12 protein-coding genes are annotated in these 18,929 nt (G+C 70.7%); 7 read left to right on the top strand and 5 right to left on the bottom strand.

Going from position 1 to position 18,929, the window contains the following annotated elements:
* Nucleotides 1–7: 7 nt before the first annotated feature.
* The 3 genes from AQJ46_RS23155 to AQJ46_RS23145 all read right to left on the bottom strand — a co-directional run bounded on the left by AQJ46_RS23155 (nucleotide 8) and on the right by AQJ46_RS23145 (nucleotide 3,185).
* Complete coding sequence (locus AQJ46_RS23155) at nucleotides 8–781, bottom strand: hypothetical protein (protein WP_059207422.1); 774 nt, start codon at nucleotides 779–781, stop codon at nucleotides 8–10.
* Complete coding sequence (locus tag AQJ46_RS23150; protein ID WP_059207421.1) at nucleotides 778–2,037, bottom strand: glycosyltransferase family 4 protein; 1,260 nt, start codon at nucleotides 2,035–2,037, stop codon at nucleotides 778–780. Before AQJ46_RS23150 ends, AQJ46_RS23155 begins: the two co-directional genes overlap by 4 nt.
* Before the next feature lie 74 nt (nucleotides 2,038–2,111).
* Entirely contained in the window at nucleotides 2,112–3,185 is a 1,074-nt protein-coding gene (locus tag AQJ46_RS23145) for an alkene reductase (RefSeq protein WP_059207420.1), read from the bottom strand.
* A gap of 100 nt (nucleotides 3,186–3,285) precedes the next feature.
* Here AQJ46_RS23145 and AQJ46_RS23140 point away from each other — a divergent pair, with 100 nt between their 5' ends.
* The 7 genes from AQJ46_RS23140 (at nucleotide 3,286) to AQJ46_RS23110 (ending at nucleotide 15,066) form a co-directional block, all read left to right on the top strand.
* Nucleotides 3,286–3,654 carry a MerR family transcriptional regulator gene (locus AQJ46_RS23140; protein WP_059207419.1) on the top strand — a complete coding sequence of 123 codons (369 nt, stop codon included), beginning with the start codon at nucleotides 3,286–3,288 and terminating at the stop codon, nucleotides 3,652–3,654.
* Between the two features lie 43 nt (nucleotides 3,655–3,697).
* On the top strand, nucleotides 3,698–4,894 hold the full coding sequence (locus AQJ46_RS23135) for a cysteine desulfurase-like protein (protein ID WP_059207418.1): 1,197 nt from the start codon (nucleotides 3,698–3,700) through the stop codon (nucleotides 4,892–4,894).
* 13 nt (nucleotides 4,895–4,907) lie between these two features.
* Entirely contained in the window at nucleotides 4,908–5,696 is a 789-nt protein-coding gene (locus AQJ46_RS23130) for a DUF427 domain-containing protein (protein ID WP_059207417.1), read from the top strand.
* Nucleotides 5,697–5,845: 149 nt separating this feature from the next.
* Entirely contained in the window at nucleotides 5,846–9,223 is a 3,378-nt protein-coding gene (locus tag AQJ46_RS23125; protein ID WP_059207416.1) for a pyruvate carboxylase, read from the top strand.
* A gap of 103 nt (nucleotides 9,224–9,326) precedes the next feature.
* Complete coding sequence (locus AQJ46_RS23120; RefSeq protein ID WP_059207415.1) at nucleotides 9,327–12,041, top strand: MGH1-like glycoside hydrolase domain-containing protein; 2,715 nt, start codon at nucleotides 9,327–9,329, stop codon at nucleotides 12,039–12,041.
* Nucleotides 12,038–13,483 (top strand): alpha-amylase family protein, encoded by a 1,446-nt coding sequence (locus tag AQJ46_RS23115; protein ID WP_059207414.1) that lies wholly within the window; start codon nucleotides 12,038–12,040, stop codon nucleotides 13,481–13,483. Before AQJ46_RS23120 ends, AQJ46_RS23115 begins: the two co-directional genes overlap by 4 nt.
* Before the next feature lie 107 nt (nucleotides 13,484–13,590).
* Nucleotides 13,591–15,066, top strand: coding sequence for an MFS transporter (locus AQJ46_RS23110; RefSeq protein ID WP_059207413.1), 1,476 nt, complete (start codon nucleotides 13,591–13,593; stop codon nucleotides 15,064–15,066).
* Here the strand turns inward: AQJ46_RS23110 and AQJ46_RS23105 are convergent.
* A complete protein-coding gene (locus AQJ46_RS23105; protein ID WP_059207412.1) occupies nucleotides 15,041–15,811 on the bottom strand; it encodes a helix-turn-helix transcriptional regulator in 771 nt (256 codons plus the stop codon). The two genes, AQJ46_RS23110 and AQJ46_RS23105, sit on opposite strands and share 26 nt — an antisense overlap.
* A 208-nt stretch (nucleotides 15,812–16,019) precedes the next feature.
* On the bottom strand, nucleotides 16,020–18,923 hold the full coding sequence (locus tag AQJ46_RS23100) for a glycosyl hydrolase 115 family protein (protein ID WP_107117329.1): 2,904 nt from the start codon (nucleotides 18,921–18,923) through the stop codon (nucleotides 16,020–16,022).
* Nucleotides 18,924–18,929: the final 6 nt, after the last annotated feature.

The raw sequence follows: 18,929 nt of genomic DNA, 5'->3' as shown, positions 1-18,929 counted from the left end.
TGACCGCTCAGCCGGTCCGCTTCACGTCCAGGGACAGGTCGTTGTCGACCGTGTAGTACGGCCGCACGACGATCCCCGCTGCCGTGGCACCCGGGTAGACGAAGACCTCCTTACGGTCCGCCACGTCGTCCAGAAGCCGGGCGAGCCGGATCATCGGCGCTTCGGGAGCGGGCCGTACGAACATGTCCCAGACGCCCATGTCCAGGGTCTCGTCGGCGACCGTGAACGAGAAGCTCCGGCCGTCCTGTCCGACCAGTGGCTCGAGCGTGCGGACGGTCCCTGTCTCCCGCCGCAGCCGCAGCCGCACCTCGGCGCCGGCCGGCAGCGAGGCACCGTGCAGCCGGGCCGAGACCGTCAGCGCCCCGCCGGTGACGTCCACGCGGTCGACCTCCGCGTGCGCGGGCCGCAGCCAGGTCCGCACCGCGAGAAAGCCGTCCTTGGTGACGTAGGGGACCCGGACGGCCAGCGGCGCGTGCCGGTCCCGCAGGTGTCCGTCGACCAGGACCCGCAGGTCACGCGGGCCCGGACGCAGCCGTGTGCGCGCGAACCCGTCCAGCAGATATACGTCCCACCGTCCCTCCGTGAGCACGGGATCGGCCGCGAGCACGGCACGCGCGCGCCCCTCGTCGGCCGAGTTCAGTTCGAGGACGTGCAGGGTCTCCTCGGGCAGCCCCTTCTTCGGACGCAGCCGCAGCAGCAACCGGCGGCCGTGGGCCTCGGGCACCTCGAAGATGATCCTGCCGTCCGTGTCCACCGCGCATCCGGCGCGTGTCGTCGTCACGGCCTCCCCTTTCGTACGATGCGCAGCGCACCGCTCGCCGCGACCAGAGCCGTGTCCCGGGCGGCGAAGCCCCGGGCGGCCAGATGTGTGTTCCGGCGGTTCCGCACGACCGGCTGTCCCGCCCGCCGCGCCGAGACCGCCTCGGTGATGAGTCGCTCGGCCTGCTCGACCACCGGTCCGGGAGCGAACCGCCGCGCGTTCTCCAGGGCCGCCCGGCTCATACGGCGGCGCAGCTCGTCGTCCCCGACCAGCTCCAGCAGGGCCGCCGCCATGGCGTCCCGGTCCCCGACCGGCACCAACCGCCCGTCGACCCCGTCCGCGATGATCTCGGCGGGGCCATGGGGGCAGTCGGTGCTCACCACGGGCAGCCCGCAGCGCATCGCCTCGACGATGGTCATGCCGAAGGGCTCGAAGTCGGAGGCGGCCGCCCCGATCGAGCCCTTGACCCACTCCGCCTCCATGGGAGCCGCGGCGCCCATCAGGAAGACGTTGTTCCACAGCCCGAGGTCAGTGATGAGCTGCCGAAGCCGGTCGTGTTCGTCCCCCTTGCCGTAGATGCGCAGCTGCCAGTCCGGATGCTCGGCGGCGACCGCGGCGAAGGCCTCGACCAGAAGGTCGTACCGCTTCACCGGGACCAGCCGGCCGGCCGCGACGACCACCTTCGCGGAACCGTCGGCCGCAGGCAGCACGGGATCCGGCACGCTGTTCGGAAGGGCCTCGACCCGTACGCCGGGCAGCCGCATCCGGCGCCGGTAGGCGCCCGCGTCCGCCTCGGTCACCGTGGTGAGCACGTCGAGCCCCCGGTAGGCCCGCCGCAGCGCGGTGCGCAGCCGGGGCGAGTGGTTGTTCAGGGTGAGGTGCTCCTGCCCGATCCGGGCGACATGGGGTGGCGCCTGACCCGCGAGATGCACGTTGAGCCCGGGCCGGGTGCCGATCACCGCGTCCGCGTCGATGGCGGCGAGGGCCTCGGATATGCGCTGGTCGGTCAGCTCGCTGTACTGCCCGTACCGGTACTCGGAGCGCGGGAACACCCGCGCCGGTCTGAGATGTAAGGGGTGCTCCTTCTCCTCTCTGAGATCGACCAGCGGCCGCAGCGAAACCCTTGGATCCAGCACGAAGTTGGGCAGTTCCCGGTGCCGCAGCACGGAGACGATCTCCACCTCGTGCCGTTCGGCCAGAGCCTGGGCCAGATTGAACGTGGTGGTGATGGTGCCTCCGATCCCGTAGGCGTTGTGAAGCAGGAAAGAGATCTTCATGCTGGGCTAGACCACCCGGCATTGCCTGCGGTTGACCTTCGTTACCCTTTCGTGGTGTCCTCGCCATCAGGACGTCATGCCGTGTACTGGTATGCGGGATAAGTGAGGTAGCCGCTGTCCCCGCCCTGGAAGTACGTGGCCTCGTCGGCGGGGGCGATCGGCAGATCGGTGCGCAGCCGCTCGACCAGGTCCGGGTTGGCGATGAACGCGCGGCCGAAGCTGATGAGTTCGGCGCCGAGACCGAGCCAGTGGTCGGCCTCGGAGCGGCCGGCCTGCTTGGCGCCCAACGGCAGCACCGGGTTCATGACGAGCGCACCGGGCCATGCCCGGCGCAGGTCCAGGAGCGTCTCCTCGGGGGCGGTGGCCTCCAGATGAACGTAGGCCAGTCCGAGACGGGACAGCTCGGTCAGCAGGGCGGTGTACAGCTCGACGACCTCGGTCTCCTCAACTCCCCAGAACGTGCCGCCCGGTGAGAGACGGATCCCGGTGCGCTCGGCACCCACGGCGTCGACGGTCGCGGCCGCCGCCTCGACGGCGAACCGGATCCTGTTGGTCACCGAGCCGCCGTAACGGTCCGTGCGCAGATTGGCGTTGGGGGCCAGGAACTGCGAGATCAAGTACCCGTTGGCGCCGTGCAGTTCCACCCCGTCGAACCCGGCGTCGACGGCGCGGCGCGCGGCCTCGGCATACGACTCGGCGTGCTCGGGCACCTCCTCCGTGCCCAGCGCGCGCGGAACCGGCGCGGGCTGCGGCCCCGTGGGCGTGAACACCCCGCCGGTGGCGGGGACGGCCGAGGGGCCGACGGGCCGCAGGCCGGTGGTGTCCGGGTGCGAGACCCGGCCGCCGTGCATGATCTGTGCGAAGATCCGGCCCCCGTTGGTGTGCACGGCCTCGGTCACCGGCCGCCAGGCGGCGACCTGCTCGTCGGTGTACAGCCCCGGCGTCCCCGGATTGGACTGCCCGATCAGGCTCGGCTGCACCCCTTCGGTGACGATCAGGCCTGCCGTGGCGCGCTGGGCGTAGTAGCGCGCCATCGACGGCGTCGCCAGACCGCCCTCGGCGGCCCGCACCCGTGTCATCGGGGCCATGACCACCCGGTTGGGCAGCCGCAGTCCGCCGAGCCGGAAGCCGGTGAAAAGGGTCGTCACGGCATGTCTCCTTCGTGATCCGTCGCGCCCGAATCCCGGGCACGCAGGTACGCTAAAACCTGACGTCCACGTGAGGGTCAAGTCCGCGAGGGAGGAACGCGTGCGCATCGGGGAACTGGCGGCACGGGCCGGGGTCAGCGTCCGGGCCTTGCGCTACTACGAGGAGCAGGGCCTGCTCACCAGCACGCGCAGCGCGAGCGGGCAGCGGCACTACACACAGCACGCGGTCGAGCGCGTGACCTTCCTCCAGCGAATGTACGAGGCCGGTCTGTCCAGCCGTACGATCGCCGAACTCCTGCCGTGCGTCGACTCGCCCAGCGCGGAGACGTCGGACGCCGCTCTGGAGCGGATGGCCGAGGAACGCGACCGGCTCTCCGACCACATCGAGGAGTTGATCCGGACCCGGGACGCCCTCGACGGGCTGATGGCCACGAACCGGGCTCACCGCGAGACCCTGCGAACGGCGTGACAGGCTGAGATCACCTGGAACCGGCCGGACCGAGGAGCCCCACGTGCCGTACGACATCGCCGCCATCCGCTCCCACTTCCCGGCCCTGGCCGCCGGTATCGCCCACTTCGACGGCCCCGGCGGCACCCAGACCCCCGAGCCAGTCATCCGGGCCATCGCCGGCGCCCTGGCGCAGCCCCTGTCGAACCGGGGACAGGTGACCCTGGGGGAGCGCAACGCCGAGGCCCTCGTCACCGGGGCCCGCCGGGCGATGGCCGACCTGCTCGGGGCGAGTCCCTCGGGAATCGTCTTCGGCCGCAGCGCCACCCAGCTCACCTACGACGTCGCGCGCACCCTCGCCAAGACCTGGTCACCCGGCGACGAGGTGGTCGTCACCCGCCTCGACCACGACGCCAACATCCGCCCCTGGGTCCAGTCCGGCGCCACCGTGCGGTGGGCCGAATTCGACCCGGAGACAGGTGAGTTGACGGTCGACGCGATCCGGGCCGTACTGTCCGAGCGGACCCGGCTCGTCGCTGTCACCGCGGCCTCCAACCTGATCGGCACCCGCCCCGACATCCCCGCCATCGCCCGGGCGGCCCACGAGGTCGGCGCACTCGTCCACGTCGACGGCGTCCACCACACGGCCCACGCCCTGGTCGATGTCGAGGCGCTCGGCGCGGACTTCTTCGTCTGCTCCCCCTACAAGTTCCTCGGCCCGCACCACGGAGTCCTCGCCGCCCGCCCGGAGTTGCTGGAGACCCTGCGCCCGGACAAGCTCCTGCCCTCCACCGACGCCGTCCCGGAGCGCTTCGAACTGGGCACGCTGCCCTACGAGTTCCTCGCCGGCACGACAGCGGCGGTCGACTTCCTCGCCGAGCGGCTGGACATGGAGGCCACCGGCACCCGGCGGGAGCGGCTGAGTGCCGGATACGCCGCGCTCGAAGCCCACGAACGGGTCCTGCGCGCGCAGATCGACGAGGGGCTCGCCGCGCTCGACGGCGTCACCGTCCACTCCCGGGCCGCCGACCGCACCCCGACCGTCCTGCTGACCTTCGAGAACCACAGCACGGCCGACGCGTACGGCTTCCTGGCGGAGCGTGGCGTCCAGGCCCCGGCCGGTTCCTTCTACGCCATCGAGGCCTCCCGGCACCTCGGCCTCGGCGACACCGGCGGCCTGCGCGTCGGGCTCGCCCCCTACAACGACTCACCGGACGTCGACCGGCTCCTGACGGGACTGACCGACTTCCTGAAGAGGTGAAGGAGAGACGCCCATGACCACCTTCCCCACCGCACGAGAGGTACGGACCACCCCGGAAGGCCTGCTGTGGGAGCCCAGCGAACGCTGGGTGCGCGGCCGCAAGGGAGACGTCACCGTCGTCGACAGCCGGCGCCCCGTCCTCGTCTGGGAACCGGACGTCCCCGTCCCGCTGTACGCCTTCCCGCGCGCCGACGTCCGCGGGGATCTGCTCCGGCCCGCGAAGAACCCGGCCACCGGCACCCACACCGGGTCGCGGATCTTCTACGACCTCGAGGTCGACGGCGAGCTCGTCGAGAACGCCGCCTGGACCTTCCCGGCCGCCGACCTGGCCGACCACATCGCCTTCGCGTGGTTCCGGCGCTGGGGCACCGGCCTCGACCACTGGTACGAGGAGGAGGAAGAGATCTTCGTCCACCCCCGTGATCCGCACAAACGGGTCGACGCCATGCCCAGCAGCCGCCATGTCCGGGTCGAGATCGACGGGACGGTCGTCGCCGACACCCACCGTCCTGTCCTGCTCTTCGAGACAGGTCTGCCCACGCGGTACTACATCCCGCGCGAGGACATCCGTCTCGACCTGCTCGAAGCCACCGACCACCACACCGACTGCCCCTACAAGGGCACCGCCGAGTACTGGTCGACGGGTGGCCACGCGAACATCGTCTGGAGCTACCCGGGCCCGCTCCCTGCCGTGGCCGTCGTCCAGGGGCTGCTCGCGTTCTTCAACGAGGCCGTCGACATCACCGTGGACGGGGAGCGCCTGGAGCGGCCGGTGACCCCCTTCACCGGGACGGTGGAGTGATCGGAACGTGCCCGCAGGAGGTCGTACAACCGCTGTACCTGCGCAGATCACCCCCAAACCGTCAGCGACACGTGACCTGACTCTCATGGCCACCGGCGGTCTTTGCCGAGACCATGGGGGGCGTCACCGGCAGGCCGAAGGGAACGGGAATGCTCCGCAAGGTACTGGTCGCCAACCGTGGTGAGATCGCGATTCGCGCGTTTCGCGCGGGTTATGAGGTGGGCGCGAGGACGGTCGCCGTCTTCCCGCACGAGGACCGCAACTCACTGCACCGACTCAAGGCCGACGAGGCCTACGAGATCGGCGAACCGGGCCATCCCGTGCGGGCCTACCTGTCTGTCGACGAGATCATCCGCGCCGCCCGCCAGGCCGGTGCCGACGCCGTCTACCCCGGCTACGGCTTCCTCTCCGAGAACCCCGAGCTCGCGCGCGCGTGCGAGGAAGCGGGCATCACCTTCGTCGGCCCCAGCGCCGACATCCTCGAGCTGACCGGCAACAAGGCCCGCGCGGTCGCCGCCGCCCGCGCCGCCGGCGTACCGGTGCTGGGCTCCTCGGCACCCTCCACCGACGTGGACGAACTGGTCCGGGCCGCCGACGACATCGGCTTCCCGGTGTTCGTGAAGGCCGTCGCCGGCGGTGGCGGACGCGGCATGCGCCGGGTCGAGGACCCCGCCCAGCTGCGCGAGTCCATCGAGGCGGCCGCGCGTGAGGCGGCCTCGGCCTTCGGCGACTCGACCGTCTTCCTGGAGAAGGCCGTCGTCGAGCCCCGCCACATCGAGGTGCAGATCCTCGCCGACGGGGACGGCAACGTCATCCACCTCTACGAGCGCGACTGCTCGGTGCAGCGCCGCCACCAGAAGGTCATCGAGCTCGCCCCCGCGCCCAACCTCGACCCGGACCTGCGCGACCGGATCTGCGCCGACGCCGTCCGCTTCGCCCGCGAGATCGGCTACCGCAACGCTGGCACCGTGGAGTTCCTCCTCGACCGCGAGGGCAACCACGTCTTCATCGAGATGAACCCGCGCATCCAGGTCGAGCACACGGTCACCGAGGAGGTCACCGACGTCGACCTCGTCCAGGCCCAGCTGCGCATCGCCGCCGGCGCCACCCTCGCCGACCTCGGCCTGTCCCAGGAGACGGTGCAGCTGCACGGCGCGGCGCTCCAGTGCCGTATCACCACCGAGGACCCCGCCAACGGCTTCCGCCCCGACACCGGCCGCATCAGCGCCTACCGCTCGCCCGGCGGCTCCGGCATCCGCCTCGACGGCGGCACCACCCACGCCGGTACCGAGATCAGCGCCCACTTCGACTCGATGCTGGTCAAGCTCTCCTGCCGGGGCCGGGACTTCACCACCGCGGTCAACCGGGCCCGGCGTGCCGTGGCCGAGTTCCGCATCCGGGGCGTGGCCACCAACATCCCGTTCCTCCAGGCCGTCCTCGACGACCCGGACTTCCAGGCGGGCAACGTCACCACGTCGTTCATCGAGCAGCGTCCGCACCTGCTGACCTCCCGGCACTCGGCCGACCGCGGCACCAAGCTGCTCACCTACCTGGCCGACCGGACGGTGAACAAGCCGCACGGCGAGCGGCCCGACGTGATCGATCCGGTCACCAAGCTGCCCCGTGTGGATGCCGGGGTGGAGCCGCCGGCGGGCTCCAAGCAGCGGCTCACCGAGCTGGGCCCCGAGGGCTTCGCCGGCTGGCTGCGCGAGTCGCCGACCATCGGCGTCACCGACACCACCTTCCGCGACGCCCACCAGTCGCTGCTCGCGACCCGCGTGCGCACCAAGGACATGCTCGCCGTCGCCCCGGCCGTCGCCCGCACCCTGCCCGAACTGCTCTCCCTGGAGTGCTGGGGCGGTGCCACCTACGACGTCGCCCTGCGCTTCCTCGCCGAGGACCCCTGGGAGCGGCTGGCCGCCCTGCGCGAGGCCGTCCCCAACATCTGCCTCCAGATGCTGCTGCGCGGCCGCAACACCGTGGGCTACACCCCCTACCCGACCGAGGTGACGGACGCCTTCGTGCAGGAGGCGGCAGCCACCGGCATCGACATCTTCCGCATCTTCGACGCGCTCAACGACGTCAGCCAGATGCGCCCCGCCATCGAGGCGGTACGGGCCACCGGCACGTCGATCGCCGAGGTCGCCCTCTGCTACACCTCGGACCTGTCCGACCCGAACGAGCGCCTCTACACCCTCGACTACTACCTGCGCCTGGCCGAGCAGATCGTCGACGCGGGCGCCCACGTCCTGGCCGTCAAGGACATGGCGGGCCTGCTGCGCGCCCCTGCCGCGGCGAAGCTGGTGTCGGCCCTGCGCCGCGAGTTCGACCTCCCGGTGCACATCCACACCCACGACACCGCGGGCGGCCAGCTCGCCACCTACCTGGCCGCGATCCAGGCGGGCGCGGACGCCGTGGACGGTGCCGTGGCCTCCATGGCCGGTACGACCTCGCAGCCCTCCCTGTCGGCGATCGTCGCCGCGACCGACCACTCCGACCGGCCCACCGGCCTCGACCTCAGGGCCGTCGGCGACCTGGAGCCGTACTGGGAGAGCGTCCGCAAGATCTACGCGCCCTTCGAAGCGGGCCTCGCCTCCCCGACCGGCCGGGTCTACGACCACGAGATCCCCGGTGGCCAGCTCTCCAACCTGCGCACCCAGGCCGTCGCGCTCGGGCTCGGCGACCGGTTCGAGGACATCGAGGCGATGTACGCGGCCGCCGACAAGATCCTCGGCCACCTCGTGAAGGTCACCCCGTCCTCCAAGGTGGTCGGCGACCTCGCGCTGCACCTGGTCGGCGCCGGGGTCACCCCGAAGGAGTTCGAGGAGACCCCGGACCGCTTCGACATCCCCGACTCGGTGATCGGCTTCCTGCGCGGCGAGCTCGGCACCCCGCCCGGCGGCTGGCCCGAGCCCTTCCGCACCAAGGCGTTGCAGGGCCGCGCCGACGCCAAGCCCGTCCAGGAGCTGAACGCCGAGGACCGCACAGGGCTGGAGAAGGAGCGCCGCTCGACCCTCAACCGGCTCCTGTTCCCCGCCCCGACCCGCGAGTACGAGACCCACCGCCAGTCCTACGGCGACACCAGCCTCCTGGACAGCAAGGACTTCTTCTACGGCCTCAGGCCGGGCAAGGAGTACGCCGTCGACCTGGAACCCGGCGTCCGGCTCCTCATCGCGCTGGAGGCGATCGGCGAAGCCGACGAGCGGGGTATGCGCACGGTGATGTCCACGCTCAACGGCCAGCTGCGGCCCATCCAGATCCGCGACCGCGCGGCCTCCTCCGACATCCCGACCACCGAGAAGGCCGACCGCTCCGACCCCGGCCATGTCGCCGCCCCGTTCGCCGGTGTGGTCACGCTGGCGGTCGCCGAGGGCGACGAGGTCGACGCGGGGGCGACCGTGGCCACCATCGAGGCCATGAAGATGGAGGCCGCGATCACCGCGTCGAAGGCGGGTCGCGTGTCCCGGCTCGCCATCAACAAGATCCAGCAGGTGGAGGGTGGCGACCTGCTGGTCGAGATCGCCTGAGCCGGAACGGTGACGCCCGTTTCCGGACGGGTCAGCGCCATTGCGGTCACGTCGGACCCGTTCGAGTCTGGACCCATGTGCCGGGCGGCCGGGAGGACGGGCGATGGCGACGGACAGCAGCGCACCGGACGCCGAACGGCGGCGCCTGGCGGAAGCCGACGCGGGTGCGGTGCCCTGGCGACGCTGGGGCCCGTACCTGAGCGAACGCCAGTGGGGCACCGTCCGCGAGGACTACAGCGACGACGGCGACGCCTGGTCGTACTTCACCCACGACCAGGCCCGCTCCCGCGCCTACCGCTGGGGCGAGGACGGCATCGCCGGAGTCAGCGACGACAAACAGCGGCTGTGCTTCGCGCTCGCCCTGTGGAACGGCCGCGACCCCCTCCTCAAGGAGCGGATGTTCGGCCTGACCAACGCGGAGGGCAATCACGGCGAGGACGTGAAGGAGTACTACTTCCACCTCGACAACACGCCCACCCACTCGTACATGAAGTACCTCTACAAGTACCCGCAGGCCGAGTTCCCCTACGGTGACCTCGTCACCACGAACCAGGCCCGCGGGCGCGAGGACCTTGAGTACGAGCTCCTCGACACCGGCGTCTTCGACGAGGACCGCTACTTCGACGTGTTCGTCGAATACGCCAAAGCGGGCCCGGAAGACCTCCTGATCGAGATCACCGTCCACAACCGGGGGCCCGGTGAAGCGGTACTGCATGTGCTCCCGACTCTGTGGTTCCGGCACACCTGGTCCTGGGCAGGCGGTGCGGCGGTCCCGAACCTGTCCCTCACGCAGAGCGCGATTCGGGCCGATCATGAGGAGCTCGGCACCCGCTGGCTCTACTTCGACGGCGCCGAGGCCCTCTTCACCGACAACGAGACCGACAACGAGCGGATCTTCGGCAGCCCGAACAGCACGCCGTACGTGAAGGACGGCATCGACCGTTACGTCGTCCACGGCGTGCGAGAAGCCGTCAACCCCGCGCGCACCGGCACCAAATCCGCCGTCCACCACGAGCTGACGATCCCCGCCGGAGACAGCGCCCGGATCCGCCTGCGCCTGACCGACGCCGAACTCGTGGACCCCTGGGGCGAGTTCGAAGCCACCATGGAGATGCGCCGAACCGAGGCCGACACCTTCTACGCGGGCATCACGCCGCCCGCCACCGGAGAGGAGGAAAAGCGCCTCGTCCGCCAGGCCCTCGCCGGAATGCTCTGGAGCAAGCAGTACTACTACCTCGACGTGGAGCGCTGGCTCGCCGAGCACGGCGTCGACCCGCTCTCCGCCGACCCGCGCATCCGCAACAGCGCCTGGTACCACATGGTCAACGACGAGATCATGTCGATGCCGGACACCTGGGAGTACCCGTGGTTCGCGGCCTGGGACCTCGCCTTCCACACCCTGGCCCTCTCCATGGTCGACATCGGCTTCGCCAAGGGCCAGCTGGAGCTGCTGCTGCGCCGCCTCTATCTCCACCCAAACGGCCAGATCCCGGCCTACGAATGGAACTTCGGGGACGTCAACCCGCCGGTGCACGCCTGGGCCGTCCTCTTCGTCTACGAGCTGGAGAAGCACCGCACGGGCCACGGCGACCGCGCCTTCCTGGAGAACGCCTTCCTGAAGCTGATGAAGAACTTCACCTGGTGGCTCAACCGCAAGGACGCCGACGGCAACAACGTCTTCCAGGGCGGCTTTCTCGGTCTCGACAACATCGGCGTCTTCGACCGCAGCGCGCCCCTGCCCACCGGCGGTCAGCTCGACCAGGCCGACGGCACCGCCTGGATGGCGCTGTACTGCCAGAACCTCCTCGACATCGCCATCGAACTCGCCGTCGACAACCCCGTCTACGTCGAGCAGGCACAGATGCTCTTCGAGCACTTCGCCTGGATCGCCGTCGCCCTGAACCGCATCGGCAAGGACAACGCCAGCCTGTGGGACGAGGAGGACGGCTTCTTCTACGACGTCCTCCGGCTGCCCGACGGCACCGCGACCCGGTTGAAGGTGAGGTCCCTGGTCGGCCTGATACCGCTCGCGGCGACAAGTGTCATCGGCGGCCGTGCGAACCGCGCCTTCCCCGAACTGGTCGAGGGAGCAAGGAACTTCGTCAGGCGGCACCCGGCCGTGGAGGCCTTCGTCTCGCAGCACGCGAACGCGGGCCCCACCACCGACGGCCGCTACCTCTTCGCGCTGTTCGGCGAGGACCGGCTGCGCCGCATCCTGGCCCGGATGCTCGACGAGGACGAGTTCCTCGGCCCGCACGGCATCCGGTCCCTGTCCCGATACCACGCGGCGCACCCGTACACCTTCGACGTGCACGGCCGGACGTTCGGTGTCGGCTATCTGCCGGCCGAGTCCGACTCGGGCATGTTCGGCGGCAACTCCAACTGGCGCGGCCCGGTGTGGTTCCCGATGAACATCCTGCTGATCCGCGCACTGCTGAACCTGCACAGCTACCACGGCCCCGACTTCACCGTGGAGTGCCCGACCGGTTCCGGGCGGCAGCTCAACCTGTACGAGGTGGCCCGCGAAATCTCCGGCCGGCTCACCGCGACCTTCCTGCCCGACACCGACGGCCACCGCCCGGTGCACGGCGCCCAGACCGTGTTCGCCAAGGACCCGCACTGGAAGAACCTGATCCTCTTCTACGAGTACTTCCACGGTGACAACGGCGCTGGTCTCGGCGCCTCCCACCAGACCGGCTGGACGGGCCTGGTGGCGGCCACCGCGACCCTGTTCCACTCGATCAGCGAGGAGGACTGGCACCGGGGCGGGCGGGAGTCGCTCCGGCCGCCGGGCGAACGGGAGGTGCCCCTGTCATGACGGTGATGTACGAGATCAACACCCTCGTGTGGCTCACCGAGTTGAGCTATCGCCACGGCCGTCCCGTCACCCTCGGCGACGTGCCCGGCGAGGTCTGGGACTCCGTCGCGCCGCCCGGCGTCGACACCGTCTGGCTGATGGGCGTATGGCAGCGCAGTCCGGCCGGACTGGAGATCGCCCTGCGTGACGAGGGGCTCAGGGCCTCCTTCCGTGAGGCCCTGCCCGACGTCACCGACGCGGACATCGCCGGATCGCCGTACTGCGTACGCGACTACGTCGTCGACGCCTCCCTCGGAGGACCCGAAGGGCTGGCCGCTGCCCGCACCCAACTCGCCGCACGGGGACTGCGGTTGATCCTCGATTACATCCCCAACCACGTGGCCCCCGATCACCCCTGGCTCACGTCGGGCCCCGACCGTCTCGTCCGGGGCACCGTCGGCGACCTGGCCCGCACACCGGCCGAGTTCATCGAGGCCGGGGGAAAGGTCTTCGCCCGCGGCCGTGACCCCTACTTCCCGCCCTGGCCGGACGTGGTCCAGCTGAACGCCTTCAGCGACGCGCTGCGCGAGGCGACCGTGGACACCCTCGTGTCCATCGGCCACCAGGCCGACGGCGTGCGCTGCGACATGGCCATGCTGCTGATGAACGACATCTTCGGGAAGACCTGGGGAGACCGCACGGGCCCGGCCCCCGCCGAGGACTTCTGGCCGTACGTCATCGCGCGCGTGCGGACCCTCCACCCCGATCTCCTCTTCGTCGCCGAGGCCTACTGGGACCTCGAAGGGGCCCTCCAGCAGCAGGGCTTCGACCACTGCTACGACAAACGGCTCTACGACCGTCTGCTGCACGAGAGCGCCGACTCCGTCCGTGCTCACCTCGGCGCCGACCCCGCCTACCAGCGCGGTCTCGTCCGCTTCCTGGAGAACCACGACGAGCCCCGGGCCGCCGCCACCCTGCCCGGCGACCGGGGCCGGGCGGCGGCCGTGGCGGTGGCGACGCTGCCGGGTGCGACTCTCTGGCACGAGGGCCAGTTCGAGGGCCGCCGGGTGCGGCCGCCCGTGTTCCTGAGGCGCAGGCCGCAGGAGCCGGTCGACGAGCCCCTGCGCGACTTCTACGGCCGACTGCTGCCTGCCGCTGCCGCCGTACGCAGGGGAGACTGGCGGCCCCTGACGCCGACGGGATGGCTGGACAACGAGACGCACCGCGACCTGCTCGCCTGGACCTGGACGCACGCCGACGCCCGCCACCTCGTCGTCGTGAACGACTCCGACCGCCCGGCCCAGGCGAGGCTGCCGCTGCCGTGGGACGACCTGAGGGGCCGCGAGTGCCGTGCGACCGACCTGCTCACCGGGGCGGTGTACCACCGTGACGGAGACGAACTGGCCGACTGCGGTCTGTTCGTGTCCCTGGAGGGCTGGGGGTGCCACGTCCTCAAGTGGTGACGGCTATGGCGGGGGCGTACGGTCGAACGGAGACCATGAGCAGCGACCCGCAGGCGAGTTCTGCACCACGGACGGCCCCACCGGACTCCGGCGGCGGCGGAAACGTCATGGCTCTGCTGGTCATCGCGTCCTGCCAGCTCATGGTGGTGCTCGACATCACCATCGTGAACATCGCGCTCCCGGACATCCAGCGTTCCCTCGACTTCTCCACCACCAGCCTGGCCTGGGTGGTCAACGCGTACACCCTGACCTTCGGCGGGCTGCTGCTGCTCGGCGGCAGGACCGGCGACATCCTCGGCAGACGCCGCATGTTCGTCTTCGGAGTACTGCTGTTCGTGCTCGCCTCGCTGCTCGGCGGGCTCGCCCAGAACGAGGCCCAACTCCTCGCCGCACGCGCCTTCCAGGGCGTCGGCGGCGCCATCGCGTCCCCGACCGCCCTCTCCCTGGTCAGTACGACCTTCCGCGAAGGACCCGAGCGCAACCGGGCGTTCGGCGTCTTCGCCGCGGTCTCGGCGGGCGGCGGCGCGATCGGGCTGCTGGCCGGCGGGGTCCTCGTGGAGTGGCTCAACTGGCGGTGGGTGCTGTTCGTCAACGTCCCGATCGGACTGCTCATCGCGCTCGCCACGCCCCGCTGGATCCGTGAGTCGGAGCGGCATCCCGGCAACTTCGACATCGCCGGTGCGCTGACCGCCACCGCGGGCATGGTGCTGCTGGTGTACGGCTTCATCCGGGCTGCCCAGGAGGGCTGGCGGGACGCGCTCACGCTGGCCTCGTTCGCCGGGGCGGTCGTCCTCCTCGTGGTGTTCGTGCTGATCGAGAAGCGTTCCCGGCAGCCGATCACCCCGTTGCACATGTTCGCCGACCGCAACCGCGCGGGCACCTACGGCATCATGCTGTGCCTCGCGGCTGCGATCTTCGGCATGTTCTTCTTCCTGACCCTCTTCACCCAGAACGTGCTGGACTTCAGCCCGCTGGCGACCGGGTTCGCGTTCCTGCCGGTCAGTGCGGTCATCGCGATCGGCGCCGGTCTCGCCTCGCGGTTCCTGCCCGTGTACGGGCCCAAGCCCTTCATGGTGGGGGGCGCGATCCTCGCGGCGGCCGGGCTGGCCTGGCTGACGCTGACCGACGTCCATTCCACCTATGCGGGCAGTGTCCTCGGGCCGATGCTCGTCTTCAGCCTCGGCATGGGCATGGAGTTCGTGTCGCTGACCCTGATGGCACTCTCCAACGTGCCCAACGAGGAGACCGGCGCGGCCTCCGGGCTCCTCAACGCCACCCAGCAGGTGGGCGGTTCGCTCGGGCTGTCCATCCTGGTCACGATGTTCGGCACGGCCAGCACCAACGAGGCGGAGAAGCAGGTCCCGCGCTTCCTCGCCCAGGCCACCCCGGCCGAGCGACGTCTGTTCCAACGCACCGGTGAACTCCCGGGCACCTGGGGCGACGAGGTCCTCACCGCCGGTGTCTCGGCCGCCTTCGTGATGGCCGCGATCTTCACGGTGGTCGCCGCGCTCATCGCCGTCGTGGTCATCCAGGTACGCCCCTCCGACCTGGAACGCCTCAAGGGCGGGCCGTCGGTGCCCTAGGGACGAGCCCGAGCCGCTGGGCGTGCAGCACCGTACTGACGCGGTCGTGCGTGCCGAGTTTGCGGTAGATGTTCGCGATGTGCTTGTGGACAGTACGCTCGGATATCCCGAGTCTGCGGCCTATGGACACGGCGGTCAGGGCGTCGCCGAGCAGGAGCAGCACGGTCGTCTCCCGGGGTGTGAGCGCCACGTCGGCAGCCTCCTCGGAAGGGGTGCTGAGCCGTCGCAGGAGTTGCCGCTGCTGCTCGACGGCGGCCAGCAGGGGCTGCAACTGCTCGGCGAGGCGCAGTTCGTCGTCGGTGAAGTCCCGCCCGGAGCGGTAGACCATGCACCCGGTGACGGGGGTGGTCGAGTGCGGCAGCGGAATGCCCAGCACATGGTCGACGTCCAGGAGGTCGTCGAGCAGCTGCGCGGTCGCGCTTCCCGACCAGGAACGGCCGGCCACCCGACGGGCCGTGACCGGCGCCCGGTCGGGTCTGTCCGCGTAGTGCCGGGCCAACGGGTATCCCGAGCGCAGCAGCGCGGTGTCCTCGTCCCCGAGCGCGACGAACTCCGCGGTGGCATCGGGGGACAGACCGAGCGTGCCCTCGCTCTCGTTCCAGTTGTCCAGCTTGTAGATCAGGGCGTCGCCACCGCACAGGACCGGCAGTTCGGCCGCCAGCAGGGGCCACAGTCGCTCAGGGTCGCGTTCGTGGAGCGCGGCCACGGCGACCGCCAGCATCCGCTCATACGCAGTTGTACCCATACCGGGGTAGTACCTCGCTGACCCACACTTCATCCGAGCAACATCGACGTTCTCGGATGTACTCCAGCACAGTGAAGCTCCGGCGGGCCGCAGTGGGGGGAGGGCGGCCCGTCGGATACGCCTGTTTCCCCGCGGGGACGACAGCGCCGGCCGCGACGCGTGCGGGCCGCCGGCACGGGGGACCGGCGGCCCGCACGAAGCCCTCGGTCTACTGCTCCGGCGCCTCCAGACCCGGGTCCGGCGCGGGCTCCGGGTTGAATACCGGGTGGTAGCTCTCGGGCGGCGCGAGGTAGGTGGCGGGCAGGCCGCCCGTGTCGATCACGATCTGGTCCACCGCGATCGCCGGATCGACCATGAAGACCCTCAGCACATGCTCCCCGGCCTTGGCGACCGTCACGGTGGCGGTCAGCCGCTCGACGCCGTCCTCCACCTGGCGGGCCCAGGCGTCCCCCCGGTTGCCGGTGGCGACGGCCTGCCCGGACAGGACGGTCACCGGCTGGTCGTCGAGGCCGACGGCCACCCGCCGCTGCCCGCGCTCGTCCAGCGAGGGCAGCCGGAACACGGTGACGGGGAAGGTGCCCGTGCTGCCGAACCGCACCCGGTACCGCAACTCCGGTGCACGTAAGGCGAAGTCACCGGTGATCGGAGCCGCCGTGGAAGGAACGGCCTCGACGGCGCCCGTACGACGTCCGAGGCCCCGCACGGTCCGCCAGCGGCAGCCGCCTCGGCCCACCCTCCGGTCGGCGTGCGCCGCGTCGATCGACACGTAACCATGGGCCTCGACGAAGCCTCGGGCCCGTCGACGGCCGTTGACCACCCGCAGCGGCACCTCGAAGCGCTGCCCCGGGCCGGTGAAGACGACCGTGGCCTCCTGCGCACCCTCGGGCGCGCGCTCCCAGTCGATCTCCACCCACACCCGCCGCTGCTCGGTGAGCGAGCCACCGGCCGTGCTCAGCCCCACCCAGGGGTGACTGGCCTCGGCCGCCCAGTCCAGCGGCAGGAACCCGGTGTTGAAGACGTCGACGAAGCGCCGGTCGCGGGTGTACGAGGAGAACGACAGCGGCCGGCCGGCCCCGGTCTCGTTCCCCTCGGCCGCCACCCCGAGCCCGCTGGTCTCCTGCCGGGTCACCCTGGTGACGGTCGGGCGCCCGGGAGCCTTCGGGATCTGGGACGGGTACGGATTGATGAACCCGTCCCATTTCCCGCCCGCCACCTCGGTGTTGTACCGGCTGGTGAGAGCGGCCTCCGCCGTGTGCGCGGCGAGCGCGAGGTCCGCGAAGCGATTCGTGCCGGCCCCACGGCCCTGCCGGGCGGCGAGCGCGTTGCGGTCCGCCCAGTAGTACTTGAGGTTCATCAAGTACGCGCCGTGCACCGGATATTCGACCAGCTCGTAGAAGGCGTCCCGATAGGTGTCGGGCAGCTCGGCGCCCACCGCCCGGACCCGCGCGAGGAGTCGCTCGTACGCGGCCATCCGGCGGCCTGCCTCGTCGCCGTGGTGGACGACGGAGACGAGGCCCGCGGCGATGAACTCGGGGCGCAGCTCCCCGGCGAGCCGGTAGTACTCGGTGCGGATCGCGGCGATCTCCCTGGCATGGCGTCGCCCGAACTGCCTCCCGGCCCACTCCGCCAGGAAGCCCTCGACCGCGTCGGCCTCCCAGCGGTTCACGTCCCAGGCCATGTCCATCGCGAAGGACAGGCCGGTCTCGATCGACTTGACGTCACCGACGTTGAAGATCCACATGCGGTCGGTGCCGTGCTCGTAGACCCGCCGCAACTCCTGCCAGACCTTGGCCACTTGGGTGGTGTCCAGCCACAGGTAGCTCTTCGGACGTCCCCAGTAGGAGAGGTGGTAGTAGATCCCGTTGCCGCCCGACCGTGCCCGTTCCGCCTCGTTCGGCAACTGGCGCATGTTGCCGTGGTTGTCGTCCGGCCAGATCAGCGTGACGTCGTCGGGGACCTGGACACCCGCGTTGTACAGGTCCAGGACCTCCTTGTACGGGATGAAGATCTGCGGCTCGGCGGCGGAGCCGACCTCTTCGGCGAGGATCCGGCGCTGGTCGGCGATGATGTCGTTCATCACCACGACCTTCTCCGGGATCGTGGTGGCGTACTTCGTCTCCAACGCAGTGTCGTGCAGGCCGCGCATGCCGAGGGTCCAGCTGCTCTCGTACGCGGCGTTCTGTCTCGCCCGCGCCCTCCAGTAGTCGGAGATGACAGCCGGATTGACCGTGTAGTCGTAGACCGGCGCACTGCCGTCGGCGTTCGGGTGTTCGGCGATCCACGGCTCCCATTCGTGCACACCGTTGCGGAGCAGGGCCTCGGGGTGGCTGGAGCCGACGACGATGCCGTAGCGGTCGGCCAGTTCGGGGTTCTCCCGGTACTTGTTGAAGAAGTCGGAGTACGGATGCATCGCCGGCCACAGGTAGTTGGCCTTCAGACGCAGCAGCAGCTCGAAGACGCGCTGGTACGTCTCCGGGCCGATGTTCTTGTCGGTCTCCTGGGTGCGGTGGGACCAAGTGGTCAGATTCTGCTCGTCGTTGATGAAGACGCCCCGGTAGCGGACCGACGGCTCCCGGCGCTCGAAGCGGCCCGCGGGGACCGTCACGGTGTCCCGGCGCTCGACGGGGACGTCCGCCCACCAGTACCAGGGGGAGACGCCGATGCGTTCGGAGGTGTCGTAGATCCCGTAGACCGTGCCGCGCCGGTCGCTGCCCGCGATCACCAGGGCGCGGTCCACGCCGGGCAGCGGACGCTCGATCACCTGGGTCACGGACGCCTCCCAGCGGCCCTTCACCCGGGAGACGTCCAGGCGGCCCTGCGAGACGAGGCGGTCGATGGCGGGGCTCGCGCCGAGGGTGCCCACCAGGACGAGCAGGGGGGCGCTCCGCGGCAGCGCGCGGAGCAGGTCGGGTCTCGCCCCGGAGACCCGTTCGACGTCCGAGCGGAGGTCGCCCGCGGCACGGACGACGGCAGGGTCGTCCGCCGCGTCCACGAAGATGGCGACGGCCGTGCCTCCCGCCGCGAGCGGGAAGGCGGGGCGGTCCGAGGAGGCCGCGTGAGCGCTGGTCGGGATCAGGCCGGGGAGGAAGGGGGCCGCGCCGACGGCGGCCATTCCCCG

The sequence above is a fragment of the Streptomyces canus genome, from assembly GCF_001514145.1.
GTDB lineage: Bacteria > Actinomycetota > Actinomycetes > Streptomycetales > Streptomycetaceae > Streptomyces > Streptomyces canus.
This window is presented reverse-complemented; position numbering and strand designations above follow the sequence as displayed.